22 protein-coding genes and 2 pseudogenes are annotated in these 25,480 nt (G+C 65.3%); 13 read left to right on the top strand and 11 right to left on the bottom strand.

Features of this window, described 5'->3' with window-relative positions:
• Positions 1 to 94: 94 nt before the first annotated feature.
• Complete coding sequence (locus BKA16_RS01020) at positions 95 to 556, bottom strand: MarR family winged helix-turn-helix transcriptional regulator (protein WP_183368819.1); 462 nt, start codon at positions 554 to 556, stop codon at positions 95 to 97.
• A gap of 119 nt (positions 557 to 675) precedes the next feature.
• On the opposite strand from BKA16_RS01020, the gene BKA16_RS01015 reads away from it, so the two are divergent.
• Complete coding sequence (locus BKA16_RS01015; RefSeq protein ID WP_183368818.1) at positions 676 to 1,065, top strand: DUF5313 family protein; 390 nt, start codon at positions 676 to 678, stop codon at positions 1,063 to 1,065.
• Between the two features lie 6 nt (positions 1,066 to 1,071).
• Here the strand turns inward: BKA16_RS01015 and BKA16_RS01010 are convergent, their stop codons facing one another.
• Together BKA16_RS01010 and BKA16_RS01005 are read right to left on the bottom strand one after the other, a co-directional pair.
• Entirely contained in the window at positions 1,072 to 2,394 is a 1,323-nt protein-coding gene (locus BKA16_RS01010; protein WP_183368817.1) for an amidohydrolase family protein, read from the bottom strand.
• Entirely contained in the window at positions 2,388 to 3,554 is a 1,167-nt protein-coding gene (locus BKA16_RS01005) for a CoA transferase (RefSeq protein ID WP_183368816.1), read from the bottom strand. Before BKA16_RS01005 ends, BKA16_RS01010 begins: the two co-directional genes overlap by 7 nt.
• A 1,215-nt stretch (positions 3,555 to 4,769) precedes the next feature.
• Here BKA16_RS01005 and BKA16_RS01000 point away from each other — a divergent pair.
• The 4 genes from BKA16_RS01000 to BKA16_RS00985 all read left to right on the top strand — a co-directional run bounded on the left by BKA16_RS01000 (position 4,770) and on the right by BKA16_RS00985 (position 8,416).
• On the top strand, positions 4,770 to 5,411 hold the full coding sequence (locus tag BKA16_RS01000; RefSeq protein ID WP_183368815.1) for an MspA family porin: 642 nt from the start codon (positions 4,770 to 4,772) through the stop codon (positions 5,409 to 5,411).
• Between the two features lie 101 nt (positions 5,412 to 5,512).
• A complete protein-coding gene (locus BKA16_RS00995; RefSeq protein ID WP_183368814.1) occupies positions 5,513 to 5,917 on the top strand; it encodes a hypothetical protein in 405 nt (134 codons plus the stop codon).
• Positions 5,918 to 6,639: 722 nt separating this feature from the next.
• Positions 6,640 to 7,869 carry a hypothetical protein gene (locus BKA16_RS00990; RefSeq protein WP_183368813.1) on the top strand — a complete coding sequence of 410 codons (1,230 nt, stop codon included), beginning with the start codon at positions 6,640 to 6,642 and terminating at the stop codon, positions 7,867 to 7,869.
• Positions 7,870 to 7,888: 19 nt separating this feature from the next.
• Positions 7,889 to 8,416, top strand: a complete 528-nt coding sequence (locus tag BKA16_RS00985) for a hypothetical protein (protein ID WP_183368812.1) — start codon at positions 7,889 to 7,891, stop codon at positions 8,414 to 8,416.
• A 121-nt stretch (positions 8,417 to 8,537) separates the two neighbouring features.
• Here the strand turns inward: BKA16_RS00985 and BKA16_RS00980 are convergent, their stop codons facing one another.
• Entirely contained in the window at positions 8,538 to 9,263 is a 726-nt protein-coding gene (locus tag BKA16_RS00980) for a recombinase family protein (RefSeq protein WP_246371563.1), read from the bottom strand.
• A 68-nt stretch (positions 9,264 to 9,331) separates the two neighbouring features.
• On the opposite strand from BKA16_RS00980, the gene BKA16_RS00975 reads away from it, so the two are divergent.
• Positions 9,332 to 9,871, top strand: coding sequence for a hypothetical protein (locus tag BKA16_RS00975; RefSeq protein WP_183368811.1), 540 nt, complete (start codon positions 9,332 to 9,334; stop codon positions 9,869 to 9,871).
• Here BKA16_RS00975 and BKA16_RS00970 read toward each other — a convergent pair.
• From BKA16_RS00970 to BKA16_RS00960, 3 genes and pseudogenes are all read right to left on the bottom strand, one after another.
• Positions 9,868 to 10,569 (bottom strand): annotated as a pseudogene (locus tag BKA16_RS00970) (IS630 family transposase); the annotation flags it as partial. The gene BKA16_RS00975 and the pseudogene BKA16_RS00970 overlap by 4 nt on opposite strands.
• A 41-nt stretch (positions 10,570 to 10,610) precedes the next feature.
• Positions 10,611 to 11,909, bottom strand: coding sequence for an IS256 family transposase (locus tag BKA16_RS00965; protein WP_183372813.1), 1,299 nt, complete (start codon positions 11,907 to 11,909; stop codon positions 10,611 to 10,613).
• Positions 11,910 to 12,009: 100 nt separating this feature from the next.
• A complete protein-coding gene (locus tag BKA16_RS00960; RefSeq protein WP_183368810.1) occupies positions 12,010 to 12,399 on the bottom strand; it encodes a helix-turn-helix domain-containing protein in 390 nt (129 codons plus the stop codon).
• A gap of 272 nt (positions 12,400 to 12,671) precedes the next feature.
• Between BKA16_RS00960 and BKA16_RS00955 the strand changes: the two are divergent.
• Positions 12,672 to 13,110: pseudogene (locus tag BKA16_RS00955) on the top strand (transposase); the annotation flags it as partial.
• 161 nt (positions 13,111 to 13,271) lie between these two features.
• Here BKA16_RS00955 and BKA16_RS00950 read toward each other — a convergent pair.
• From BKA16_RS00950 to BKA16_RS00940, 3 genes are all read right to left on the bottom strand, one after another.
• A complete protein-coding gene (locus tag BKA16_RS00950) occupies positions 13,272 to 14,267 on the bottom strand; it encodes an enoyl-CoA hydratase/isomerase family protein (protein WP_183368809.1) in 996 nt (331 codons plus the stop codon).
• A 73-nt stretch (positions 14,268 to 14,340) separates the two neighbouring features.
• On the bottom strand, positions 14,341 to 15,726 hold the full coding sequence (locus BKA16_RS00945; RefSeq protein WP_183368808.1) for an FGGY family carbohydrate kinase: 1,386 nt from the start codon (positions 15,724 to 15,726) through the stop codon (positions 14,341 to 14,343).
• Positions 15,723 to 17,198, bottom strand: coding sequence for a mannitol dehydrogenase family protein (locus BKA16_RS00940; RefSeq protein ID WP_183368807.1), 1,476 nt, complete (start codon positions 17,196 to 17,198; stop codon positions 15,723 to 15,725). The genes BKA16_RS00945 and BKA16_RS00940 overlap by 4 nt, the downstream gene beginning before the upstream one ends.
• 140 nt (positions 17,199 to 17,338) lie before the next feature.
• Between BKA16_RS00940 and BKA16_RS00935 the strand changes: the two genes are divergently transcribed.
• The 5 genes from BKA16_RS00935 (at position 17,339) to BKA16_RS00915 (ending at position 22,738) form a co-directional block, all read left to right on the top strand.
• Positions 17,339 to 18,385 carry a sugar-binding transcriptional regulator gene (locus tag BKA16_RS00935; RefSeq protein ID WP_183368806.1) on the top strand — a complete coding sequence of 349 codons (1,047 nt, stop codon included), beginning with the start codon at positions 17,339 to 17,341 and terminating at the stop codon, positions 18,383 to 18,385.
• A 77-nt stretch (positions 18,386 to 18,462) separates the two neighbouring features.
• Positions 18,463 to 19,773 (top strand): ABC transporter substrate-binding protein, encoded by a 1,311-nt coding sequence (locus BKA16_RS00930; protein ID WP_343067590.1) that lies wholly within the window; start codon positions 18,463 to 18,465, stop codon positions 19,771 to 19,773.
• A 32-nt stretch (positions 19,774 to 19,805) separates the two neighbouring features.
• Complete coding sequence (locus BKA16_RS00925; protein WP_246371880.1) at positions 19,806 to 20,732, top strand: carbohydrate ABC transporter permease; 927 nt, start codon at positions 19,806 to 19,808, stop codon at positions 20,730 to 20,732.
• The gene (locus BKA16_RS00920) at positions 20,732 to 21,601 is read left to right on the top strand and encodes a carbohydrate ABC transporter permease (RefSeq protein ID WP_183368804.1); all 870 of its coding nucleotides are present in this window, start codon (positions 20,732 to 20,734) and stop codon (positions 21,599 to 21,601) included. Before BKA16_RS00925 ends, BKA16_RS00920 begins: the two co-directional genes overlap by 1 nt.
• 36 nt (positions 21,602 to 21,637) lie before the next feature.
• Complete coding sequence (locus BKA16_RS00915) at positions 21,638 to 22,738, top strand: ABC transporter ATP-binding protein (protein WP_183368803.1); 1,101 nt, start codon at positions 21,638 to 21,640, stop codon at positions 22,736 to 22,738.
• A gap of 133 nt (positions 22,739 to 22,871) precedes the next feature.
• On the opposite strand, the gene BKA16_RS00910 is transcribed toward BKA16_RS00915, so the two are convergent.
• Entirely contained in the window at positions 22,872 to 24,059 is a 1,188-nt protein-coding gene (locus tag BKA16_RS00910; RefSeq protein WP_183368802.1) for a globin domain-containing protein, read from the bottom strand.
• Between the two features lie 148 nt (positions 24,060 to 24,207).
• On the opposite strand from BKA16_RS00910, the gene BKA16_RS00905 reads away from it, so the two are divergent.
• Complete coding sequence (locus tag BKA16_RS00905; protein ID WP_343067231.1) at positions 24,208 to 25,323, top strand: amidohydrolase family protein; 1,116 nt, start codon at positions 24,208 to 24,210, stop codon at positions 25,321 to 25,323.
• The last annotated feature ends 157 nt before the right edge of the window (positions 25,324 to 25,480 follow it).

The raw sequence follows: 25,480 nt of genomic DNA, 5'->3' as shown, positions 1-25,480 counted from the left end.
GTTTCACAGATTCAAGTTCTACTCCCGGTACCCGCGGTCTCGGCAATCGTGAGGTTCGTCGGTCAGTGCGAGACCGCACCCGTGCGGGACGACGTCAGTGCGATGCGGCGTCCGCGCGCAGCGCCGCCGCGTTCACCTTGGTCAGTACGGCGTGCAACTCTTCGAGATCGGCCAGGTCGACGCCGAGCGTGTCCACCACTTCTCCGGGAACGCCGAGCGCCTGCTCCCGCAGAGCCATGCCCGCATCGGTCAGGACGATGTCGACGCTGCGCTCGTCGTCGACGCTGCGCCGTCTGCTGATCAGCCCGTTGTTCTCGAGGCGCTTCAGAAGCGGCGACAGGGTCGCGGAGTCGAGCTGCAGCAGTCGCCCGATCTCCTTCACCGGAAGCGGCGAGGTCTCCCACAGCGCGAGCATCACCAGATACTGCGGGTGAGTGAGTCCCAGTGGTTCGAGGATTCGCCGGTAGATCTTCAGGATCGACCGATTGGCGACCGCGACCGCGAAGCACACCTGGCGGTGGAGGAGCAGTGGATTGCCGTCGATCTCGGTGGTCATGGACACAGTCTAGCCCCAATAGGTAGCGCACTATTGAATAGTGTGAAGAATTGTGCAATATTAGATAGTGCGCGATCTAATATCAGGGTCGAGCGCACCCGAGGCCGAGGAGTGTCGACATGAGCAGTCGCCCCAATCCGTTTCAGTGGATCGCGTACGCCTACGGCGCGAAGCTCCCTGACTCTCAGATCGAGTGGGTCCACAACGATCTGACCGGTCGGTTCGCGACCCCGCGGCATCTGCTGCGCGCACAGGCGTGCTTCGTCCCGATCTACCTGGTGCTGTACTTCGGGTTCCCGGGCGAATGGTGGATCCGCGCGATGATGGTGCTGCTCTCGGCTTCGCTCGCCTTCATCTTCTCCGTCTCGTACAAGGACCAGAATCGTGTCCGGCGCCTGCAGAAGCATGGTCTGGGCAACTCGCCGCTCACGCAGAAGCAGCAGGCCGCCGCCGAGTCGGCCAGACGCAAGTACGAGGCGGTGTACGCGGCGCGTCGCTCGCAGGAGTGAGCGGGTTCAGGTGCCGCCGATGACGGTGCGCGTGACAGCGTCCGCGGTGAATTCGTTCAGCACCTCGTCTGGCGACACGTCGAGCAGACACAGATCGGCCGTCGCGCCGACCTCTACCCTGCGCGGGACGGCCGGCGTCTCCGGGCTGCCGAGGAACAGTTCGAGTGCTGCTCGCCGACTCAGCCGTTCACCGAGGCCGAGTGTGGCTCCCGACGGTGTCTGCCGTGTGCAGGCCGCGCGCATCGCGGCCCAGGGATCGTGATCGCCGAACGGTGCGTCGGTGCTGCCCGCGACGGGGATTCCGGCCGCGACGAGCGACGCGAGGCGCCACAGGCCGGGATGCTCGGATGCGGCGACGTCGGCGAGGTACTCGTCGCCGCGTTCGGCGACGAAGTTCGGCTGAGTCACGACGACGACGCCCAGATCGGCGACGACGGTGAGTAACTCGTGGGGGACGACGGCGGCGTGCTCGATGCGGTCGCCTGGCACGGTGCCGACTGTCTGTAGCGCGGTGATCGTCACGACCAACTGGAACGTCGTCACACAATGCACGGCGACGGCGCGGCCGGCTGCACGTTGTGCCACCAGCCAATCGGTGAACTCGACGAGTTCGACGTCGTCGTCGATGATGCGTTTGGTCGGCCCGAAGCTCAGGCGAGGATGGCGTGGCGGTGCGGGAGCGCGCAGTAGGTGGACGCGTTGTCGGAGGGTCTCGTCGGTCAGTGATCGGTGCAGGTAGGCGACGTCGTCGTCGGTGAGGTCGGGAGTCGCCTCAGTGACTCCGGTGACACCGTAGGAGAGCAACTGTCTGCTGATCTCGGCCGGGCCGGGGTCCGCGCCGCGGGTGTGCGTGGCGAGAGCGCGATCCTCTCGATACAGGCGGCCGGTCTCGTGGTCGGCGATGCCGAGTCGGCGCAGGCCCGCCGTGTTGACGAACCACATCGCGCCGGTGCGGTGTTGGACGCGCACCGGTCGATGCGGTTCGACCTCGTCGAGTACATGGCGATCGAGATCGCCCGAGACAGTTTCGTAGTAGCCGACGCCGCGGATCCACCCGGCGGCGTCCGGTTCGGCGGTGCGCAGGGCAGCGCGGAGGCCCTCCCGGCCGCGGACGTGCGCGGGACCGACGCGCACGGACTGCGCGGCCGCGGCCATCGCGCGCAGGTGAACGTGATGGTCGTGAAGGCCGGGCAGGACGGTGCCGCCGGCGAGGTCGATCACTTCGTCGTCGACCGGAGAGATGTCCGGGGCCACCGCGACGATACGGTCGCCGACGATCCGCACATCGGCGCGACGACCGTCGATGAGGGACCCGCCGACGATCAGCACGGCGCGGACGATCGGCTGCGGACGAGGGCTTCGACGGTCGCGGCGGTCGGCGGCGCGCTCACCGACACGGTCGGAGGTGCGGGAGTGAGGATCGGTGGCATCGGGTTCGGTGCCCCGGTCGTCGGAAGGGCGGCGTAGGTGGCGGCGACCTGCGCCATCGCCACGTCGATGACCTCGCCGCCGCCGCGACCCAACGACTCGACGACGTGGTGCGCGGCGGTGATGCCGGTCAACGGGTCGGCGATCGCGTCGCCGCAGAACACGGGACCGTGCGCTCCGACGCCGACGAGCCCGCCCGCGATCGCGGCGTCGTCGCCGAACGCCACGCGGTCCGGGTGGTCGGGACCGTATCCGGTGATGCGGACCCATACCCGTCCTGCGCGGGGCGGTCGACGGTCGGCGTCGAGACCGACCTGGGCCAGGGCCCGCGGTCGTGACGCCTCGATGACGACGTCGGCGGCGTCGATCAGGCGGGCGACGGCGGATGTGTCCTCGCGCGGATCGGCGTTGTACACATGCTTGCCGCCGTTCATCCAGGTGAAGAACGCGGGGACGCCGCGGCGGGTGCCGTCGGGTCGGCGCGGGCTCTCGACCTTCACGACGGTGGCGCCGAGACCGCCCAGGATCATCCCGCACAGAGGCCCCGCCCACATCGACGACAGGTCGACCACCAGGAGGTCGGCACCGAGGCGCCGCTCGGCGCGCGGCCACAGCTCGGTGACGCGCGGAACTGCGGGCGAGACCGCCCCGAGCCGTGCTCCGGGAACGCCGAGGAGCTGAACCCGCTCGACGAAGCTCTCGGCACTCGACCTGGCGGCGAACGCGGCGAGTGCCTGCCAGGGATCTTCTGCGGCACAGTCGGATTCGACGATAGCCGGGATGGAGTCGTGATCCACCTCGCGCGAGAGAGTGGCGGTGACCCAGCCGTCGCGTGCCCGCATGAGACGGCTGCCCTCTCCCGCGGAGACGGTGCCGCGTCGTCGCACCCGCATCATCGAGGCGCGGCCGGCGAGCAGTGCGGCGGCGTCGTGACCAAGGGGTTCGGCGAGGCTCGCCGCGTGGGTCAGTATTCGCGCGCGGGAGAAGTCCGGGGGGCCGTTCGGATCGCCGGTCAGATAGGCGAGCCCACTGGCCGCCCACTGCTGCGCGACGTCGCTCATCGCGCGACGTCCGACGACGTGTGAACGGTGTCGGTCATGACGTGACGGTACAGAGGACTCTTGGAGACTGCACCTACGGGTTCCGGTTGCTTCTGCGACAACCGGGGCAGGGGGAGACTATCCAATGACACTCTGCGCGTAGCACCTGTCCGTGCCGCGTTGGCCGATTACCGCACGGCCGCAAACGCCGCCCTGGCATCGATCTCTCGGCCCGCGTGGCGAAAGTCAGCCGCCGCGTGGCCCAACGCGACACCTTGTTCCTGCGCCTGACCGGCCTAGCCGCCGAGGTCGTTCGCGGCCACCAACGTACCCTCACCGAACGCCACGCATCCTGGCGTAGCGGAGACGTAGCACGCGGCTGGGCCTCCGAATGCGCACTACACCCACCCCGTGACCGAGCCATTCTGTTGATGGTGACACTCCGTCTGCGAAGTGGTCCCGTAGGGAGCGAAGCTCCAGATACGGCGTACTCACTAAACGATGGGCCCGACGATGTCGGGAAGAACGGACGCGCTCCGCGCGCGACCACAGCCACGACAAACGGGCGCGGCGACGGCGAGTAGACCCACAGGGGGCCATCCTGGCCGCCAGGTGGCGCGCGGACGCTCGAACACCGGCATGGGTACGGCGACCACATCCCCCGAAGGCTGGTCCACAACTCCTGACCGACCACGTCGCGCCGGCGGATACTTGGCCGCTGACCTCGACCAGGCCATCCGGCTGGTCCGGCGGCTGCTGAAAAGCATGGCGACTACCAGGATCGATCCGCCTACTACGACGACTTCAGAGCAGCCGAAACCGCACGACGTCGCCACGGCATCACCACCTACAGCCACTGGGACCTGACGGGTACCAACTCACCGCCCCCCGGTGGCATGCCCCTTGAACCCGTCACGCGCTGTGATCACCAGCCACAGCAATAGCGGTGAGTCCTTGAGCGGTGACTTACCGGGCGCGGGATCTTCCGCACCACCTGGATGATCTGCGTCACAATAGTAGCTCTGAGGTAACTGGATGGTGGTGTCGAGCTGTAGCGTTCGATGTACTCAGTTGGGACGGTTTCGGGGAATCGTTTGCCTGGGTGTTCCTGTGGGGGATCGGTCATTGTGCTCTCGAACGGGTGTCACCGTTCTGGTCGACACCTGAGGGGATCGTGTATCGCTTCTGCTCACTGGCCTGCACATATGCGTGAGAGAAACGGGTGGGACACGGTCGATGACGAGACTGCGACACATTATTGCGGTCAGTCTGATCGGCACGATCATACTGACCCTCGCGGGAGTGGTCACTGCTGGCGGAGCGTCGGCGGCGCCGACGCGATCGTTTGCTGACAAGACAGTGACCCGGCATTCCGATGATGGCTGGACGGTGACGTTGTCGAGGTCGGGGGAGAAGATCCGCAGCGTGCCAGCCCTGAGTCGTGGTCATGGCTCGTATGAGGCGTTCCTGTCGTTGCGCGGGGCCGCACACGGTGCCGGGAGGGTTCCGGTCGATGCGGCGGTGGTGTCGACGGGTTTTCAGGTGTCGTGTCAATGGCAGATGGACGGGGTCAATGTCGGTGTCGCTGGTGGCCCGACCGCGCAGATGTCGATCTCGTATCCGCCCGCGATCGTGCTCGGTGCACAGGTGATGCCCAACATCTCAACCACCTTGAAGAACGGTGTGTCCGTTGATGTTCCGTTCGGGCAGAAACCCCTGCAAGGACCCTCGGCCGGGGTGCGCCTAGAGGGTGTTCGGGTGGAGATTTCCGGATGCGTCGGGGCCCGCCCGGCTGTACGTGCCTACGTGCGGGTCGCGATGACCACTAAAGCGAACGACAACACCTTCAACCTGTACGGCAAACCCCACCTGCTGTAGCCGCGACTGTCTCTCAACGGCGATTGCGACCAGATGACACGGGCTCGATGGTCAGCAACGCGCGCCGGATCGCTTTGATATCCAGAAACGGGGAACTGACCATGAGCATCAACACCAGCACGCAACCACTAATAGACCAGCAGCCCACGCAGGAACGGCCTAAGCATGCACGCCAGGCACAGGAGGACCTGAGGGCACAGGAGGACCTGGGGTCCAGCGTTGCCTCGTCGGCGACCAACTCAGCGGTGCCGCCGACAGACAGTGTTGATGGCTCACCGGATGGGGATCGGTCGGTATCGGTGTGGACGATGCTGTTGTTCATTGCCGGGTGCGCGATTCTGGTGATCGCGGCATGGAATCTGCCGAACCTGGCCCGCTGGGGAGATGATTACGGGACCGTCCTGGTGTTCCTCGCGTTCTTCATGGTGATGTCGATCGGCGGCCGCTGGTTCTGGGGCGGTGTCGATGCCATCTGGAGTGCGGTACGCGGCAAGGACCAACCATGAGCACCACACGTGGGAACACACGCCGTAGTGGTCAGGGCGGTCGTCGTGGTGCAGCACTCGCAGCAGGCGTAGGGGTCCTCGGGTTCACCGGGACACTGTTGGTCGCCGGACTCACCGGTAGCGGGGCAGCTGGTGCGGATGCATTGTGTGATCAGATGCGCGCCCAATACGGGCCGAACTGGCCCTGCATCAGCGTTCCGACCTACACCCCACCACCGACCATGCCGACGCAGCCGAGCGCGCCGAACGCGCCGGGTGCTCCTTCGGGGAACGGACCGGTCATCGGCGGCGACCCAGGCCCCGGACCCGGGCAGGGCAACGGCACACCCATCATCGGCGGCACCCCCACCCCGAACCAGCCCGGCCACACCACGCCGAACAACAGCGGCAGTGGCGGTCGAACTCAGGCGCCAGCGCCGACCACCATCGGCCCGAACTCGAGCGGTACTCGTGGGACTGATCGAGACGGTGTCGAACCGCGTCCCGGGCGGACGAGCGCGCCGGCACAGGTACCGGCTGGGCAACCCGAACCCGACGACGCCTCTGATCGTGCGCTCTTGACACCATCCGATGGTGGTGATGGTGGTGATGGTGGTGGGTCGATTCCGTTGCCGGTGTGGGCGATCGCCGGCGCGGCCGCGGTCGCCGCAGCGAGCCCTCGGGCTCGTTCACTCCTCTCGCGTGGCGGGTCGACCAGGGCCGAGGTCGGACCATCCCGGATGGTGTTGATCCACGACGAAACCTCCCCGAACACCTACCGGTTCGCGATGAACGTTCCCCCGGGCGGGCACACCGAGGTCAACCCGGATGGATCAGCCACCATCTACGACAAAGACGGAAACGTGGTACGCCAGATCGCGCGGCCGTGGGCCTTCGACGCGGCAGGGCGGCCGCAGAAGACCTGGTACACCGTGGATGAGAACGGTGATCTCATCCAGCACGTCGAACCCGCTGAGAACGCGCTGTACCCGATCCTGGCCGACCCTGCGGTTCTACCGCCGCAGACGATCCACCCGTGCACCCCGGAAGATCTCAACGGCGACGGGATACCCGATGCTCAGCAGCAGGCTGCACCGCCGCCCGAACCCGATCCGCAGCCGGGACCTGCTCCTGCCCCGCAGCCGCAACCCGAACCGGCTCCTGCACCGCAACCCGAACCGGCTCCTGCACCGCAACCCGAACCGGCTCCTGCACCGCAACCCGAACCGGCACCGCAACCCCAGCCTCAAGGACCTTCTGGGGGTATCAGCGGTGGAACCGGATCAGGGGACGGGCCCGGCCAAGGACCAGGCACAGGCACACCGCAGCCAGCACCGGATCGTGAAATCGACCCGGGGTTGGAGTTGGGTCAGCAGCCTGAATCGGAGAACAACACTTTTGGAGTACGACCGATACTATTCGGAATCGACGATTTTCTCGTTGGCTCAGTAATAACGGCGTTCGTGACGGCGGCAATGGCCGCACTAATTGCCGAGTACGGCATTAAATGGCTGTACGATCATCGCGATAAGATACCGAGCCTGCTTACAGAAAAGCTCCCAGACTTCATTAGTAATCCTGCTTCTGCGATCGCGAGTGTAATTGCAAAGTTCTTTGCTGATAACCCTCCCGAAGATGCACCTAAATACAAGCCCACGGACAAGCATCAGAAGAGTATGCCCCACCACGGCAGGCAGGGTACACTTATGGACCAGTCGCCTCCTGAAGCCCAGAGGATTCTCGATGACTCGATTTCTTCGGGCGATAAAAGGTATGGGTACAAGGATGGTCGAGTGTATGAGTTTCAGCCGGATCAAACTGGAGGTTGGCATGGATACCCCGTGCCTGGAAGCAGGGTTCCCGGTAAGGTGCTGAAGGATCTCAGAGAGCGGAACCCGGATATTAATATCAAGAAGATGCTCAAGCAAACTCCCAAGGATCTCGAACGAGCTATTGAGAAGGGCGGAAAATAGAGTGGTCTATCGTTTAAGGATGGAGAAGACGGCTCCGAATGGGTATCAGGATAGTATTTACTATCCGACAATAAGGCTCTTCTTGGTAGAGGATGCTACGGGGAAGGAGGTGGATATTCTGCATGAACCACTAGAAATCGGCCGACTCAACGAGTGGATTCTAAAAAACGCTGTCCGTATATCCACAGAGCTTCCTCCTTTTGATCTGAAGGAGGGGGAAAGCATAGCGGCTGGGTATGCGAGAGTTCTTGCGGTACTGCCTCAAATTGAGGAGATTACTGGCAGTGTAGACATCCTCGCGGCTGCTGCGGATGTGATGGTGGGGTACCAACTATCTCATTCTATCGACAGGGCGCTTGGTGGAATGAACTTTCCTGAGATTTATCTTGGTGTAAGCCCGGCAGGTGCGGAGATTTCCTGTGCGGATGGCGGAGAGTGGGACTGGAAGTATGATTTAGTCGGCTACGAGGAGTTTCTGGTCTGGCTATCGCAGGAAATTCGTCAAGGACGCCTGCCTGAAGGGATGGATGCCGGCGCGGGTCTGTAACGTTCGATGTACTCGGTTGGGGCGGCCGCTCATCAGCTGCTCACGGATGCTCTAATGCTGCGGATCGAGGGCATTGCGATGCAGTAGAAATGGAATCAGACATCCGGGGTGCGGGTGCGTTCTACAAGGTCGGGCGTGTGGTGCGATTCGTGTCCGCACCAGTGTTGTGGGTTCCTGGTTGCGGATGATCACTCGTCGGTGTGTCGTTTGGGCCAGTGTTGTCGTGGGCTTGTCGGGTATGGGGTGGTTGGTTTCGGTTTTCGGTGATGATGCGGTGGACGGCGCCGACTGATATTCCGACGCCTCGGGCTATCTCGCGTATTGATTGGCCGGTGGTGTGTCGGGCGAGGATTGCGGCGCGTTTGTCGGGGTCGACCACGGTGGGGCGTCCGCCGGTTGTGCCGCGTCGGCGTGCTGCTTCCAGGCCGTTGCGGGTTTTGCGGCTGATGTCGCGTCGGCGGTCTTCGGCCAGGGCTAGGGCGAGATCGAGGATGAGGCTGCGTTCGGTGTGTTCGCCTGCTGCGATGCCGGTGAGTACTTTGACGCCGACGCCGCGTTCGAATAGCTCGTTGAGTACGAATAGGCCCTCGAGGAGGTTGCGGCCGAGGCGGTCGACTTCGAGCACGGTCAGTAGGTCGTCGGGGCGTAGGTAGCCCAACGCTCGGAGGAGGCCGGGGCGTTTGTCCACGCTGAGCGTGCCGGAGACTTTCTCTTCGAACACGGTGATGCAGATCGGGTCGAGGGCGTCGTGCTGTCGTCGGGTTTCCTGTGTGTCTGTGCTTACTCGGACGAGGCTGAAGGATCTCAGAGAGCGGAACCCGGATCTTAATATCAAGAAGATGCTCAAGCAAACTCCCAAGGATCTCGAACTAGCTATTGAGAAGGGCGGAAAATAGAGTGGGCTATCGTTTAAGGATGGAGAAGGCGGCTCCGAATGGATCTCAGGATAGCATTGACTACCCGGTGACGAGGATCTTCTTGGTAGAGGACGCTACGGGTAAAGAGGTGGACATTCTGCATGAGTCGATGGAAGTCGATCGTCTCATTGAGTGGATTTTAAACAACGCTGTCCGTATATCCACAGAGCTTCCTCCTTTTGATCTGAAGGAGGGGGAAAGCATAGCGGCTGGATATGCGAGAGTTCTTGCGGTACTGCCTCGGATTGAGGAGATTACTGGCAGTGTAGACATCCTCGCGGCCGCTGCGGATGTGATGGTGGGGTACCAAATATGTCATTCTATCCACAGGGCGCTTGGTGGAATGAATCTTCCGAAGATTTATCTCGGTGTAAGCCCAGCAGGTGCGGAGATTTCCTGTGCGGATGGCGGAGATTGGGACTGGAAGTATGATTTAGTCGGCTACGAGGAGTTTCTGGTCTGGCTATCGCAGCAAATTCGTCACAGCCGTCTGCCAGCGGGATGGAATCAGACAGCTCCTAGTGTCGCGTGTCGTTAATTAGTTTTCGGTTGGGCTTTCTTCAGAATGTCCTCGGCGGTTTTGGTCCATACGAAGGGGTGTTTGCGGTCGTTCCAGCCGTTGATGAATGCCCGGATCTTCGCGTTGAGGTCTTTGACTGAGGTGAAGACACCTCGGCGGATGGCTTGTCGGTCGATGATGCCGAACCAGACCTCGACGAGGTTGAGCCATGACCCGGAGGTCGGGGTGAAGTGGGCTGTGATGTTCGGGTGCTGGGCGAGCCAGTCGCGGACTTCGGCCTTCTTGTGGGTGGCGTAGTTGTCCATGACCAGATGCAGTTCCTGGCCGGGGTAGGCGCGGTCGATCTGCCGTAGAAACGCCAGGAACTCCTGGTGGCGATGTCGCGGTTTGACCGCGGCGGTGACTTGCCCGGTGGCGATCTGCAGGGCCGCGAACAAGGTGGTGGTGCCGTGGCGTTTGTAGTCGTGGGTGCGGCGTTCGATCTGCCCTGGCTGTGTCGGCAGCATCGGGGCCGTGCGATCGAGGGCCTGGATCTGCGATTTCTCGTCCACGCACAACACGATCGCGTTCTCCGGTGGTTCCAGGTACAGGCCGACGACATCGGTGACCTTGGCGATCAGCTGCGGATCGGTGGAGAACTTGAATGTTCCCGATCGCCACGGCTGAACGCCGTACTCACGCCAGGCGCGGGCGACCGTGGCGTTCCCGATTCCGAGAGCTTGTCAACTTTTCTGTGTAAGTCGATTAGGTATTCGATCTACAAGTGATGGTTGATACGGTCTGGATACGCGAGTGAGAGTTGCTCGAGGGCGCGTTTCCAGTTGGTCGTGACCGCGCCTTCGACGAGTCGTCCGGAGGCTCGGCGTTGGGCGGCGGGCAGGCCGCGTTCCTTGGCGCGGTCGCGGGCGCGTTTGTCTTCGATGTTGCAGATCGCCATCCACAGCAGCTTCATCGCGGCTTGATCGTTCGGGAAGTGCCCACGGTTCTTGGTGACCTTGCGCAGCTGGTAGTTCAACGATTCGATGCTGTTGGTGGTGTAGATGACCCGCCGCAGCTCTGGCGGGAACGCCAGGAACGGAATGAACCGCTCCCACGCGTCCCGGAAGGTCTTGACCGCCGAGGGGTACTTGCGACCGAGGTCGGAGTCGGCGAACGCATCCAACGCATCGGCAGCGGCCTGTTCGGTCGAGGCCTGGTAGATCGGCTTGAGTAATGCGGCGACGGCTTTGCGGTCGCCGTAGCCGACGAACCGCATCGATGCCCGGATCAGGTGCACCACACATGTCTGAACGGTCGCCTGCGGCCAGGTCGCCTCTACGGCCTCGGCGAACCCGGTCAGGCCGTCGCAGCACACGATCAAGACGTCCTCGACCCCGCGATTGCGTAGTTCGGCGCATACGGCGGCCCAGAATTTGGCGCCCTCGGTCTGCTGAATCCAGATCCCTAGGACGTGCTTAACGCCCTCCATATCGACGCCGACGGCGAGGTGGGCGGCCTTGTTGCGCACGTGTCCGCCATCGCGGATCTTGACGATGATCGCATCGAGGTAGATCACCGGATACAGCGCTTCGAGGTCGCGGGTCTGCCATTTGGCGACCTCGTCGGCGACTTCCTCGGTGATCTTCGAGATCGTCTCGTGCGACAGGTCGGTGCCGATCGTCGACGCGAGATGATGTTGGATGTCGCGGATCGTCATGGCGCCGGCGTAGAGCGAGACGATCATCGCATCGAGGCCGTCGAGGCGGCGTTGGCCCTTGCGGACCAGCATCGGGGTGAAGCTGCCGTCGCGGTCCCGCGGGACCGACAACGCCACATCGCCGATCTCGGTCGCCACGGTTTTGGCGGCGTATCCGTTGCGGGAGTTCGGAAACGACGCTGCATCCGGGTCCCCGGCCTCGTAGCCGAGGTGCTCGGTCAGCTCGGTGTTCAGGCCTCGTTCGAGGGTCGCTTTGAGTAGCGAGTTCAGCAGGCCGTCCTGCCCGCCGACCGGTTCTCCGGCATCGATCCGAGCGAACACGTCGTCGAGTGCTCCCGAGGCGATCAGTTCGTTGGCCATCTCGGTCTGCCGACGGCGTTTCTCTGCACGCGAATCATCCACGCTCACATCATGATTGACAGTCACTACAGCGGTTCCCTTCAGGGTTGAACCTCACCGCTTACACAAACCATCTGACACGCCCGATTCCGAGGTGCCCGGCCAGCAGCCGCGAGGACCAATGCGTGACCCCGTACTTTCTCGGTGGCGGCATCAACGTCGCCGACACGACATCGGCGTGATTGAGATACCTTGGGCGACCGGTCCTTTCAGCGTCGAGCAGACCATCGAGTCCGTCCTGGAGATACCGTGAACGCCACTTGAGGACCGTCGGTACCGACGTCCCGACGGCCTCACTGATTCGCGTATTAGCCATCCCATCGGCAGCAAGCACGACGATCCGCGCCCGACGCGCCAGACCAGCCGACGTCGTGGTCGACCTCAACAACTGATCGAGCTCGTCCGCATCACCATCACGCAGTTCCAGGGCCGGGGCTGGAGTATTAGCCATAACCAATTCTCTCAACCCAACAACCCTAAACTAATTAACGACACGCGACACTAGTGAGACCAACGATCGTTCATAAGACACCCGGGAGGCGGGTGTGTTCTCCCAGGTCGGGTGTGTAACGCGACTCGTGTCCGCAACGAGGTCATGTGTCTGCCCGTTTGCGTTACGGTCTGTGTAATGTGAGTGGGGTACGGGGGTGCCTGAGGCTCCAGCGTTATGCGCTGACGGCGGCGGGTTGCGATGAGGTGTTCATCGATCATGCCTCGGGGAAGCTTGCTTCGCGTCCGCAGCTTGAGTCGGCGTTCATCACCGTGGTTGTTGACTGGTACCTCGCCGGCGTCTCCACCTGCTGCATGGACATACTCGTCAAGACCCTCGGTATCAACGCCGTGTCTAAGTCACAAGTCTCCCGCATTGCAGCGGACCTCGAGGAGCACGTCGAGCAGTTTCGGCACCGGCACCTGGGATACGGGTCCTGAAGGCGGACGCGTAGTCAAAGCGGTGCTGCTGGTAGCGACCGGGGTCAGCGCTTGACGCCGCCACGAGGTCCTAGGCCTGCAGGTAGCCGCCGGCGGAACACGTTCTTCGCTGACCTGGTCGCTCGTGACCTGACTGGGGTTCGTCTGGTGACCGGCGATACTCATGCCGGGATCGTCGAGCGATCGCGGCGAACCTGCCTGGCGCACACCGTGGCAACGCTGCCGGACTCACTAGACGGGACTTCGACCGTCAATGTCGGTTGAAGCGAAAGCCGGGCAGTTGCGTCCTGCGAGATGCCATTGCGGATCCTAACGGCACCGTCGTTATCATTCCTGATACCTCAGAGAGCGGCTGGATCGATCGGTTCAGCGCCCATTGCTGCGCGACGTCGCTCATCGAGCGGCGTCCGACGAGGTGATCTCATCGACAAGTCCCCAGGCCAGGGCGGTGTCGGCATCGATCTGACGATTCGATGCGGCGAGGTACGCGGTGCGCCATCGTCCGATCCGGCGGGGGACGCTCACAGTGCCGCCCGCTCCGGGAATGAGGCCGAGGCCGAGTTCGGGCAGACCGAAGACCGCGTCGGGACGGGCGACGACGCGCCCGCAGTAGGAGGCCATCTCCAGTCCGCTGCCGAGGACGGCGCCGTGGACATCGGCGCGCAGTCGTGTTCCGAGGCGTTCGCGGACGGCGTCGAGGAGGATAGCCGGGCTGTATCGGGTCCGTGCCAGGTGCGAGGCAGACGGGTCGTCGAACAGCCCGAACTCGCGGAGATCGCCTCCGCTGCAGAAGGATCGACCGTTGCCGGTGAAGACGATGTCGGTGATCGTCGGGTCGGCGATCGCCGCGTGGAGTCCGTCGATCAGGCCGGCGCGCAGTGCGTTGCTGAAGGCGTTGTGGCGGTCGGGTCGGTTGAAGGTGATGGTGAGGGTGTCGCCGGTCCGGTCGAGGACCACGGCGTCGTCCTGTTCGTGGAGTGTGCGCGGTTTCTGCTCGGCGAGCCACCGGGCGAATTCGGGTCCGGCCTGAAGAGTCGAGTACCCGAGTGATTCGGTGGTCAGTCCTTGCCGGGTGTCGGTGCCGGGGCTGTTGGCGCGGAGGACGTCGTCGCACACGGCGGCGGCGATCGGGTTGGCGACGATCGTCGCCCGGATGTCGGCGAGGGCCATGTCGATCGAGTCCACATGAACGATGCGGACGTCGTCGGTCGGGGATTCGGTGATGCTGACCGTCGCGCGGTCGGCCCAGGTGTGTGCGGCGGTGCCCGGTGCCGGTGCGGCCGTAGCGATTCCGATTACGGGAGGGCCGTAGAAGTCGAAGGGGCTCGGTGGTTCGTCGCACCGGTCCAGGTCAACGACGGTCGGCTCGGACACTGGATCGGCGATCATGCGTTGACGTTACCGAACACGCTCCGGCGAAGGTGCCCCCTATCGACGTTCCCTTCCTCGGAGAGCGTGTTCCCTACCGCGCCACACCCTCCGCCGCCATCCGATACTGCTCGTACACTTCCGGCGTCGCCTCGCCGGACACTGAACGGGACCCGACAGTCCACACCGGCAGCTCGCCGGTCAACGCCCACGCGGCCTGCCGGGCCGCGCCGAGGGCGACGTACTCGGCGTCGTCGGGCATGGTCACCTCGCCACCGAACAGCGACGCGGCGACCTGTTGCACGGCGGGAGATTTGGACCCCCCGCCGGTCAGCGTGATGTGTCGGACGCCGATGCCCTCGGCTTCGATGCGCTCGCGGCAGAACACCAGAGAGCCGAGCAGGCCTTCGACGGCGGCGCGGGCGATGTTCGCGGGTGAGAAGTTCGCGGCGGTGATCCCGCTGATCGAACCGGTCGCGTCGGGCAGATTGGGGGAGCGTTCGCCCGCGAAGTAGGGAATCAGAGTGATCCCGTCCGCGCCGGCGGGGGCTGCGAGCGCGAGGCGGGAGAACTCGTCGAGGTCGACGCCGAGCATCTTCGCCGTCGACGCCAGCACGGGTGCGCCGTTGAGTGTGCACACCAGCGGGAGGTGGCGTCCGGTCGCATCGGCGAAACCGGCGACCAGACCCGAGGCGTCGCACGGCGGGACGTCGGTCACGGCGCTGACCACACCCGAAGTGCCCATGGAGACGACGGCGTCGCCGGGGCCGGCGTGCAGGCCGAGCGCGGCTGCGGCGTTGTCCCCCGCGCCCGCGCCGACCACGGCGCCGACTGCGGTGACACCCGCACGCTCGGCGGGTCCGATGACACGAGGGAGCAGGGGCTGCCGCCCACCGAATGCGAGCTCGAGCAGGTCGTAGCGGTACTCACCGGTCGCGGCGGAGAAATAGCCGGTGCCGGAGGCGTCGCTGCGATCGGTCGTCAGCTCGCGCAGATCCGAGAAGCCGCGCAGCTTCCAGGTCAGCCAGTCGTGCGGCAGGCACACGGCGGCCGTCCGGTCCGCGTTCTCCGGCTCGCGATCGGCGAGCCACCGCAGCTTGGACACGGTGATCGCGGCCAGCGGAACGACGCCGACAGCCTTCGCCCACTCGTCGGCGCCGCCGAGTTCGCCGACGAGATCCGCGGCGGCCTGCGCGGACCGAGTGTCGTTCCACAGCACCGCATCTCGCACCAGGCCGCCGTCGGCGTCGAGGCAGACCATCCCGTGCTGCTGACCGCCCACCGACACGGCGGCGACGTCGTCGAACCCGCCCGCGGCGTCGATCGCGGCGGTGAGTGCGGTCCACCAGTGTTCCGGCGACACCTGCGTCCCGCTCGGGTGAACCGCGGCGCCGGTCCGGACGATCGCACCGGTCTCGGCGTCGCAGATCAGCACCTTGCACGATTGGGTCGACGAGTCGACGCCGGCGACGAGCGTCATGCGAGCACTGCCTCCAGGGTCTTGCGGGCACCCACCGTGCGCAGCAGATTCAACGCGCGCAGATAGGGCTCGGCGAACAGTCCGTGGTCGGCCAGGTCGCCGAACAGGTCCTCGTCGCGCACGAACGCCAACGGATCTGTTCTGGATTGACGAGCGAGCGGAACCAGCCGTGCCGCAAGGGGATCGACCACGTCGATCGGCTCGCCCTGCTCGTCGACGCCTTCGGCGTACCGTGTCCAGCTCGCGACGATCGCGGCGGCCAGCGGCATCCCGTCGCCGGAGGCGATGCGGTCGCGGATCACCGGCACCAGCCATTTGGGGATGCGGTCGGACGAGTCCTGGCACAGTCGCGCGACGGTGTCGGCGATCGCCGGATTCGCGAAACGCTCCAGCAGCGTGGCGATGTAGGCGTCGACGTCCACCCCGGGCAACGGAGCCAGCGTCGGCTTGCCCTCCTCGGTCATGTAGCGGCGCAGGAGGGCGACGATGTCGGGATCCGAGCACGCGTCGTGCACGTACCGGTAACCGAGCAGGTAACCGAAGTAGCAGCACGCCTGGTGCCCGGAGTTCAGGAGTCGAAGCTTCATGTGCTCGTACGGGGTCACATCGTCGACCACCTGCACACCGACCTTCTCGAAGGCGGGACGACCCATCGCGAAATCGTCTTCGAGGACCCACTGCGTGAACGGTTCGGCGACGACCGGCCAGTTGTCGGCGACGCCGACGCGCTCGGCGACCTCGGCCGCCAGTTCCGGCGGAGTCGCGGGCGTGATCCGGTCGACCATCGAGTTCGGGAAGCGGGCGTTGTCGGCGATCCACGTGGCCAGTTCCGGGTCGCGCAACTGCGCGAATGCCAGGAACGTCGTACGCGCCATGTCGCCGTTGCCCTGCACGTTGTCGCACGACATCACGGTGAACGCGGGCACACCGCGGTCGCGGCGTCGTGCAAGCGCCTCGGTGACCAGGCCGAACACGGTGCGCAGCGGTGTGGTGCCCGAGAGATCGGCGACGACGTCGGGATCGGTCGCATCGAACTCGCCGGTCGCCGGCGAGAAGTTGTAGCCGCCCTCGGTGACCGTCAACGAGACGATTCGCGTGGCGGGGTCGGCCAGACGCTCGACAACGGCCTCCGGATCGTCCGGGGCGAACAGGTAGTCGACGATCGACCCGATCACGGAGGTCTCGACCGCCCCGTCCGGATGCTTGAGCGTCAGCGAGTACAGGCAGTCCTGCGGGACCAGGGCGTCGCGCATGGCGGCATCGGCTTCGCGCACCCCGACGCCGCAGATCCCCCAGGTCTTCGCGTCGGGATCGGTCGCGAGCAGTCTGTCGAGGTACATCGCCTGGTGTGCGCGATGGAACCCGCCGACGCCGAAGTGCACGATGCCGACCGTCACGCCGGAGCGGTCGTATTCGGGAGTCGTCGCGCCGACGATCTGCGATAGCGTCGCAGAGCTCAACGGAATGCTCATCAAGGAACCTTTCGGGTCTGCTGTGGTGGGTACGGTCTATTCACCAGGATGTTGCGTGCGTCACAGTTCGATGTTACCCTACTGAACACATTCACGGTCTGTGAGCATATGCTCACGGCGATGATGAGAGCAACGCACACATGACGTACGACGAGACAGCAGCCGAACAGGCGAACGGCCACGGGGGCCCATCGCCGCGTTCGTCGTCGCACCGCTCGTCGTCGGATTCCGGGCACGACCTGCGGCTGCTGGTCCGTGCGGCCGCCATGTACCACCTCGACGGCCGCACTCAAGCCGAGATCGCCCGCCGCCTCGGCGTGTCGCGTCCCACCGCTGGCCGCCTCATCGCACGAGCCCGTGCTCAAGGGTTGGTGCAGGTGACGGTCTCCGCGCCCCCGCACCTCGCGGCGAGCATTCACACCGACCTCGAGAGCGAGCTGGAGGACCTTTTCGGACTCGACGAGGTGCTGGTCATCGACGAGACGGCGGACGGCACGGCGACCGGCAACGCGGCGCTCGGCCGAGCAGGCGCCTCCGTCCTGACCCGTCGCATCCAGACCGGCGACACCTTCGGCTTCACCTGGGGGCCCGAACAGATCGCCGTCGCCGACGCGATGCGTGGGACGGCCTCGTGCGCGCGCGTTGTGCAGATGGACGGTTCGATGACCTCGGCCGACTACTCCACGGGTCTCGACCACACCCTGATGCGCTTCGCCGAATGCCTGAGCGCACAGCCGATCCGACTCATCGCCCCGCTGTACGTCGATGCGGGCACCGTTGAGGCGCTGCGCCGTGACTCACTGATCTCCCAGTCGCTGGATGCCGCTCGCGACGCGCAGATCGCGCTCTACGGCGTCGGCTCCGCATCCACGTCGACGACCCTCTTCGAGGGCGCGTTCATCGACTCCGTCGTCCTCGACGAACTGCTCGCGCTCGGCGCGGTCGGGGAGATCGGCGGCCGCTTCTACGACGTGAACGGCGTCGCCGTCTCCTCGTCCCTCGTCGAACGGACCGTGTCGGTGTCTCTCGAGACGTTGCGGGCGTGCCCCACGTCGATCCTCATCTCCGGCGGTCCGCACCGCCAGGAAGCCGTGCTCGGCGCACTGCGCGGCGGGTACGCAACCATCGTCGTCACCGATGCGGCGACGGCCCGATGGCTCGTGTCACAACAGAAAGGCCAGCAGTGAGGTTCCCAGGACAAGGATCGGTGCACCGCTGGCGTACCGCCGGGCGCAGGCGAGCGCTTGCGGCGGGCGCCTGCGCGGTGGCCGTCGCGTTGGTCGCGACCGGATGCTCCGGCGCGGGTGCGTTGTTCGGCGACTCCGACCGCCAGATCACCGTGGCGATGGTGTCGAACTCGCAGATGCAGGACGCCGTCGAGCTGTCCTCGCAGTTCACCGAGGAGACCGGCATCGACGTCAAGTTCGTGACCCTGTCGGAGAACGAGGCTCGCGCCAAGATCACCGCATCCGTCGCGACCGGTGGCGGCGAGTTCGACGTCGTCATGATCAGCAACTACGAGACGCCCATGTGGGGTAAGTACGGCTGGCTCGTCGACCTCACCCCGTACATGGACGCCACCCCGGGCTACGACCCCGACGACTTCATCCCGACCCTCAAGACCGCGCTCTCGTACGACGGTCAGATGTACGCGGCGCCGTTCTACGGCGAATCGTCGTTCCTCATGTACAACAAGCGCATGTTCGCCGATCGCGGGGTGTCCCTGCCGGAGAACCCGACGTGGCCCGAGGTCGCCGAGGCCGCGGCCGAGCTGAAGACCGACAAGGTCTCCGGCATCTGCCTGCGCGGCAAGCCGGGCTGGGGCGAGCTCCTCGCACCGCTCGACACGGTGATCAACGCGTACGGCGGTCGCTGGTACGACGAGGACTGGAACGCTCAGTTCAACACCCCCGAGGTCCGCGACGCGGTGAAGTTCTACGTCGACACGGTCCGCGAGTCCGGCGAGCCGGGCGCGGCGTCGTCCGGCTTCCAGGAGTGCAGCAACCAGTTGGCCCAGGGCCAGACCGCCATGTGGTACGACGCGACGAGCGCCGTCTCGGTGCTGGAGAACAAGGACTCCTCATCCATCGCTGGCGATGTCGGTTACGCACAGGCCCCGACCATGGCCAAGGACGGTAACGGCTGGCTGTACACCTGGGCCCTGGGCATCCCCACGTCCAGCGACAAACGCGACGACGCATGGAAGTTCATCTCCTGGATGACCAGCAAGGAGTACATCAAGTACGTCGTGCAGAAGAAGGGGCCGGAGAGCGTCCCGCCGGGCAGTCGGCTGTCGACCTACGAGCTTCCCGAGGTCAAGAAGGTCGCCGCACCATACGCCGAGCAGATGCTGTCGGCGATGAAGGCCGCCGACCAGAAGCACGCCACGCTCAAGCCGGTCCCGTACGAGGGCGTCCAGTTCCTGGCGATCCCTGAGTTCCAGGACCTGGGAACCCGTGTCAGCCAGCAGATCTCGGCGGCCATCGCCGGACAGATCAGCGTCGACGAGGCACTCGACCAGTCGCAGAAGTACGCCGAGGTCGTCGGCAAGGCCTACCAGGAGGAGCAGCGATGACTACCGCAGTCTCTACGCCCACGGGAGGGAGGATGTCGGCGGGCACGCCGTCGGACATCACCTCGGGCAAGGATCAGATCTCACGGGCCGAGGGCTGGCGTCGGCGCGGCCCGCTGCTGCCCGCGCTGATCTTCCTGCTCGTCGTCACCCAGGTCCCGTTCGTCTTCACGCTCTATTACTCGACGCAATCGTGGAACCTGGTGCGCCCGGGTTCGCGGCACTTCGTGGGACTGTCGAACTACGTCGACGTGTTCAAAGACAGCCAGTTCTGGCAGGTCGCGCTCAACACGATCCTCCTGATCGTCGGCACCGTACTGATCTCGGTGGTCCTCGGACTGCTGTTCGCTCTGCTGCTCGACCGCAAGTTCCTGGGCCGCGGCATCGTCCGCACCCTGCTGATCACGCCGTTCCTGGTGACCCCGGTCGCCGCAGCGCTGCTGTGGAAGACGAGCCTGCTCTCGCCGACCAACGGCCTGGTGAACTGGGCGCTGAGCCCGCTCGGCGTCCACACCGACTGGCTCAGCGACTTCCCGCTGATGAGCGTCATGGCCGAACTGGTCTGGCAGTGGACGCCGTTCATGATGCTGCTGATCCTCGCCGGTCTGCAGTCGATGCCCAAGGACATTCAGGAGGCGGCCCGCGTCGACGGCGCCACCAGCTTCCGGCTGTTCCGTGAACTGACGCTGCCGCACCTGCGACGGTTCATCGAGCTGGGCTCGGTGCTCGGCGCGATCTACCTGGTCAACACGTTCGACGCGGTCTACATGATGACCTCCGGCGGACCGGGCGTCTCCAGCGCCAACCTGCCGTTCTACATCTATCAGCGCGCCTTCCTCGGCTTCGACATCGGTCAGGCCGCGGCGATGGGCGTCGTCACGGTGATCGGCACGATGATCGTCGCGACCCTGGCGCTGAGACTGATCTTCAAATCGTTCTCCGGGTCAGAGGAGGCCGCGTGATGAGTGCTGTGCCCATTTCCGATGCGACCGGTCCCGACGTCTCGTCGTTGAAGCGTAAGCGCAACCCCAAGGCGGGTCTGCTGACCACGCTCACCTGGATCCTAGCCCTCGGGTTCTTCTTCCCAGTGCTGTGGATGGTGTTGCAGGCGTTCAAGAAGGAGACCGATGCGGCCACCGACCCGCCGACGTTCTTCTTCAGCCCGACCCTCGAACAGTTCAAGGGCGTGTTCGACGCCGGGATCGGCACCCCGCTGCTGAACTCGGTCTTCGCCACGGTCGTCTCGACGCTGTTCGTTCTGCTGCTCGGCGTGCCCGCGGCGTTCGCGCTGTCGTTGCGCCCGGTCCGCAAGACGAGCGACGCGCTGTTCTTCTTCCTGAGCACCAAGATGCTGCCGATCGTCGCCGCGATCATCCCGCTGTACGTGATCGTCGGCAAGATCGGCATGCTCGACAACGTGTGGACGCTGGTCATCCTGTACACGGCGATGAACCTGCCGATCGCGGTGTGGATGATGCGCTCGTTCTTCCTGGAGGTCCCCGGTGAACTCCTGGAGGCCGCGAGCATCGACGGCGCGAGCCTGTGGACCTCGGTGCGCGAGGTGATTCTGCCGCTGATCTCTCCCGGCATCGCCGCCACGGCGCTGATCTGCGTGATCTTCTCGTGGAACGAGTTCTTCTTCGCCGTCAACATGACGGCGGTCGACGGTCAGACGATGCCCGTGTTCCTCACGAGCTTCATGTCCGGCCAGGGCCTGTACTGGGCCCAGCTGTCGGCCGCCTCCGTCCTGGCCGCACTGCCGGTCGTCCTCGCCGGCTGGGTCGCGCAGAACAAGCTCGTGCGCGGCCTGTCGTTCGGCGCCATCAAGTAGTCCCCACCACCGTAAACACTCCAGGAGAAACCACTCATGGCTTCCATCACCTACGACAAGGCCTGCTGCGTCTACCCCGGTGCGGACAAACTGGCCGTCGACTCCCTCGACCTCGACATCGACGACGGCGAGTTCATCGTCCTCGTCGGACCGTCCGGCTCCGGCAAGTCGACCGCCCTGCGCATGCTGGCCGGGCTCGAAGACATCGACTCCGGCGAGATCCGCATCGGCGGCAAGAACATGGTCGGCGTCGCCCCGAAGGAACGCGACATCGCCATGGTCTTCCAGAACTACGCGCTGTATCCGAACAAGACCGTCGGCGAGAACATGGGCTTCGCACTCAAGATGCGCGGTGTCCCGCTGGCCGAGCGCAAGCAGAAGGTGGCCGAGGCCGCCAAACTCCTCGACCTCACCGACTTCCTGGACCGCAAACCGGCCAAGCTGTCGGGCGGTCAGCGTCAGCGCGTCGCGATGGGGCGTGCCATCGTCCGTGAGCCGCAGGTGTTCTGCATGGACGAGCCGCTGTCGAACCTCGACGCCAAGCTGCGCGTGCAGACCCGCACACAGATCGCGGCCCTGCAACGTCGACTGGGCACCACCACCGTCTACGTGACGCACGACCAGGTCGAGGCCATGACCATGGGCGACCGTGTCGCCGTTCTCAAGCACGGTGTGCTGCAGCAGTTCTCGTCGCCCACCGAGCTGTACGACCGTCCGGTGAACGCCTTCGTCGCCGGTTTCATCGGCTCGCCCGGCATGAACCTGTTCACCGCGCCGGTGTGCGACGGCGAGATCACCGTGGCCGGCGCCCCGATCTCGATCGATGAGGAGAGCGCGGCGCTCCTGCGCGGTTCGGGGCTGTCGAGCGTGATCGTCGGCATCCGCCCCGAGCACCTCACGCTCGGCGACGGCGAGGGCATCAATGCCGACGTCGCCCTCATGGAGGAACTCGGCAGCGAGACCTATGTGTACGCGAACCTCACCGACGAGTCGGTCCGGAACCTCGACGGCGAGCCGATGATGATGGTCGCGCGTAGCGCGACCCGCTCGCCCGCGCGCCTGGGCGACGGCATCCGCCTGCGCCAGTCCGGCAGTGCGGTGCACCTGTTCCACCCGGAGACGGGCGAGCGCCTCTAGCGAAGTCGCGCCTGCTGGTCGAGCGAAGTCGAGACTCCCACGGTGGCAACCCGTTCCCACTCCCTCCGCGAGGGGAGTGGGAACCGATCACCACCGTGGGAGAGTTCCAGCCTCTACGGCGCTGTCTCGCAACTCAGTTCAGCGGGTCGTGGGAGATCTGCGACGGGTCGACGCCCGCGGCGCGCAGGCGCAGCTGAGTGTGGAACACCATCGGAGCAGGACCGGAGAGCAGGATCTGGTGGTCGCGCCAGTCGCGCGGTTCGAGGGAATGGCGCGAGAGCGTGTTCGGGTAGTCGACCGCCACCTCGCCGACCCGGCCGAAGCGCAGGTCGAAACCCCACTGGCGTGGATCGGGGGCGCCGTCGATCCACCACGGATCGTCCTCGGTCTCGGCGACGGCGGTCACGTGCAGCCACGGATTTGTCCGAGCCAGTTGTTGGAGCACACCGAGTTCGTACAGCTCGCCCGGATGCCGTGTCCCGTAGAACAGGTGCGTCTCCGGGTTGTCCGCGTAGCGGGCCATGTCGAGTAGGAGCGCGCGCAGCGGTGCCAGGCCGGAGCCGCCCGCCACCATCAAGACCGGGCGGTCGCCGTCGACGGCCATCGTGCCGTGCTGCTGCCCGAACGTCCACACGTCACCGGGCTCTGTCGACCGCACGATGGTGCCGCTGACGTGCCCGCCCGGAATCGCGTGCACATGGAACTCCAGCTCGCGGCGTGGACTCGGCGGAGTAGCGAGCGAGAGGTTGCGCCATGCGTGCGGCCACTGCGGGATCTGCACTTCGGTGTACTGACCCGCGCGGTAGACGGGTGCATTCGGCTCGGCCACCAGACGTACGACGGCTCGCTCCCGGTTGATCGTGAACTTCTGCACCACCCGCGCATGCCACACCGGAGGGCCGGCGACGCTCTCGGCGGCGCCGCGCATCACCCCGGTCACCAGCATCATCGCATGCGAGACCGCGTCGTAGCTCTCCTGCGTCCACCGGTCGGCGAGCATCTGTGCGAACTCGGCCATCAGAGCGTCGTACATCACCCAGTAGTGCTCGCTGGTGACCCCGTACTTGCGGTGGTCGCGTCCCAGTTGCGCGAGGAACTCGACGAGATCGGCGTGCCCGTCTTCGGCGAGGATGCCGTTCAGCAGATGCTCGACTACCTGCGCGAACGTTGTGCGCATCGGAGCCATCTCGACCGGGAACAGGTCCCGTAACGACGGCGTCGCGGCGAACAGGCGGGTGAACAGGCTGGACGAGAAGCGGTCCGGGTCGGCGGAGATCTGGTCGCGGAGGTCGGCCAGTACTGGCTGGGCGGGCGATGTCACCGGCGACGTCCTCCTCGGGAACGGAAAGTGTGTTACCCGAGGGTAGTACCCCTGTCTGAGGGCACCTGAAATTTCGCCTCGTGTCCACGTTGTGTGTTCGCGCACGCATCACGAGACTCACCCGCCTCACATATGGCACGCTGACACCGTGACGTTGAGCGGAGTGATCCCCGGCATCGTCGACGCGCACGTTCACTTCTTCGATCCGATGCGGTCGACGTGGGCGTTGTCCCGGTTCGCGCGTGTGGCGCACATGCCGGTGATCAAGAGCTTCCCCCGACCCGCGCTGTGGCTGTCCGGCCTGGCCGCACACCGGTCCGAGACGCGGCTGATGATCGATCCGAGTATCGTCCGCACCCCGTACGAGGTGCGTGAGTACAGCGCGGAGGCGTCCGCCGTGCGACGTGTCGCCGGCGTCGGCATCGACTCCGTAGTCGCCATGGAGTCGCACTGGCGGGGCACGCCTGCATCGGGGGAGTCGTCGTTCGCCGAGACCAGATACCTCACCGGTCTGCCGTTCGGGCGGCCGCGGCTGCCGAAGCTCGGCGGTGTGGTGATCGCGGGTGATCCGACCGATCCCCAGTTCGGTGCGAGCCTCGACGCGCAGCTGCGCTACACCGGACTGGTGCGCGGGGTCCGCTACAAGTGGGCCGCGCATCCGGATGCGCAGATCGGCATGTGGCGTAAGACCGCGGGGGTGCTGCGGACCTCGGAATTCCTCCGGGGCTTCGAGGAGATCGCCTCGCGCGGATTGGTGTTCAGTTCGTTCGCCTACTCTCACCAACTCGGTGAGCTCGATCTGCTCGCGCGCCAGTTCCCGGACACGACGATCGTGGTCGAACATCTGGGACTGCCCATCGGCGTGTTCGGTCCGGTCGGTTCGGACACCGGAGCGACGGCGGCGGCGCGTGCCGAGATCTGGAAGCTGTGGCGCGAACGGACGGCGATGCTGGCGGCACGTCCCAACGTGGTCGTGAAGGTGTCCGGCCTGGCGCTCGGACCACTCGGCTACGGACGGGAGACCTCGGGCAACATCGGTGGCCGCGACATCCTCGCCGAGATGATGGGGCCGCTCGTACTCCACATAGTCGACAAGTTCGGACCCGAGCGCATCGTGTTCGGGTCCGACATGCCGGTCGACCGCCCTAACGCGGGCATCGACGTGGTGGTCGGCGCGCTACTCGACATCGTCGGCGATCGCGGCGATCACCTGCTTGCCCACCTGTTCGCCGAGAACGCGAAGCGGATCTATCGAATCGGCTGAGATCCGGCCACGCACGGCGACGCTCCCGCCCCGTCGCCGTGCGTGAGCCCGTCCTCCGGTCGCTGCCGTCTCCGGCAACTCCACCCCAAAGCCTGCTACCAGAATAGTTATATCGCTGACACAGTGTCTAGCGAGCAGCTCGTGATTAAGGCATTCG

The sequence above is a fragment of the Gordonia humi genome (assembly GCF_014197435.1).
Taxonomy (GTDB): domain Bacteria; phylum Actinomycetota; class Actinomycetes; order Mycobacteriales; family Mycobacteriaceae; genus Gordonia; species Gordonia humi.
The sequence above is the reverse complement of the archived record's forward strand: the minus strand, read 5'-3'. Positions and strand labels throughout refer to the sequence as shown.

Bases quoted from the DNA above. Each gene is read 5' to 3' on its own strand.
- BKA16_RS01020 (WP_183368819.1), bottom strand. From the start codon at position 556: ATGACCACCGAGATCGACGGCAATCCACTGCTCCTCCACCGCCAGGTG.
- BKA16_RS01005 (WP_183368816.1), bottom strand. From the start codon at position 3,554: ATGAGCGACGTCGCGCAGCAGTGGGCGGCCAGTGGGCTCGCCTATCTG.
- BKA16_RS00915 (WP_183368803.1), top strand. From the start codon at position 21,638: ATGGCTTCCATCACCTACGACAAGGCCTGCTGCGTCTACCCCGGTGCG.
- BKA16_RS00950 (WP_183368809.1), bottom strand. From the start codon at position 14,267: ATGATCGCCGATCCAGTGTCCGAGCCGACCGTCGTTGACCTGGACCGG.
- BKA16_RS00965 (WP_183372813.1), bottom strand. From the start codon at position 11,909: ATGGCCAACGAACTGATCGCCTCGGGAGCACTCGACGACGTGTTCGCT.
- BKA16_RS00925 (WP_246371880.1), top strand. From the start codon at position 19,806: ATGTCGGCGGGCACGCCGTCGGACATCACCTCGGGCAAGGATCAGATC.
- BKA16_RS00935 (WP_183368806.1), top strand. From the start codon at position 17,339: ATGACGTACGACGAGACAGCAGCCGAACAGGCGAACGGCCACGGGGGC.
- BKA16_RS00945 (WP_183368808.1), bottom strand. From the start codon at position 15,726: ATGACGCTCGTCGCCGGCGTCGACTCGTCGACCCAATCGTGCAAGGTG.
- BKA16_RS00960 (WP_183368810.1), bottom strand. From the start codon at position 12,399: ATGGCTAATACTCCAGCCCCGGCCCTGGAACTGCGTGATGGTGATGCG.
- BKA16_RS00940 (WP_183368807.1), bottom strand. From the start codon at position 17,198: ATGAGCATTCCGTTGAGCTCTGCGACGCTATCGCAGATCGTCGGCGCG.
- BKA16_RS00985 (WP_183368812.1), top strand. From the start codon at position 7,889: ATGGAGAAGACGGCTCCGAATGGGTATCAGGATAGTATTTACTATCCG.
- BKA16_RS01015 (WP_183368818.1), top strand. From the start codon at position 676: ATGAGCAGTCGCCCCAATCCGTTTCAGTGGATCGCGTACGCCTACGGC.
- BKA16_RS00920 (WP_183368804.1), top strand. From the start codon at position 20,732: ATGAGTGCTGTGCCCATTTCCGATGCGACCGGTCCCGACGTCTCGTCG.
- BKA16_RS01000 (WP_183368815.1), top strand. From the start codon at position 4,770: ATGACGAGACTGCGACACATTATTGCGGTCAGTCTGATCGGCACGATC.
- BKA16_RS00975 (WP_183368811.1), top strand. From the start codon at position 9,332: ATGGAGAAGGCGGCTCCGAATGGATCTCAGGATAGCATTGACTACCCG.
- BKA16_RS00995 (WP_183368814.1), top strand. From the start codon at position 5,513: ATGAGCATCAACACCAGCACGCAACCACTAATAGACCAGCAGCCCACG.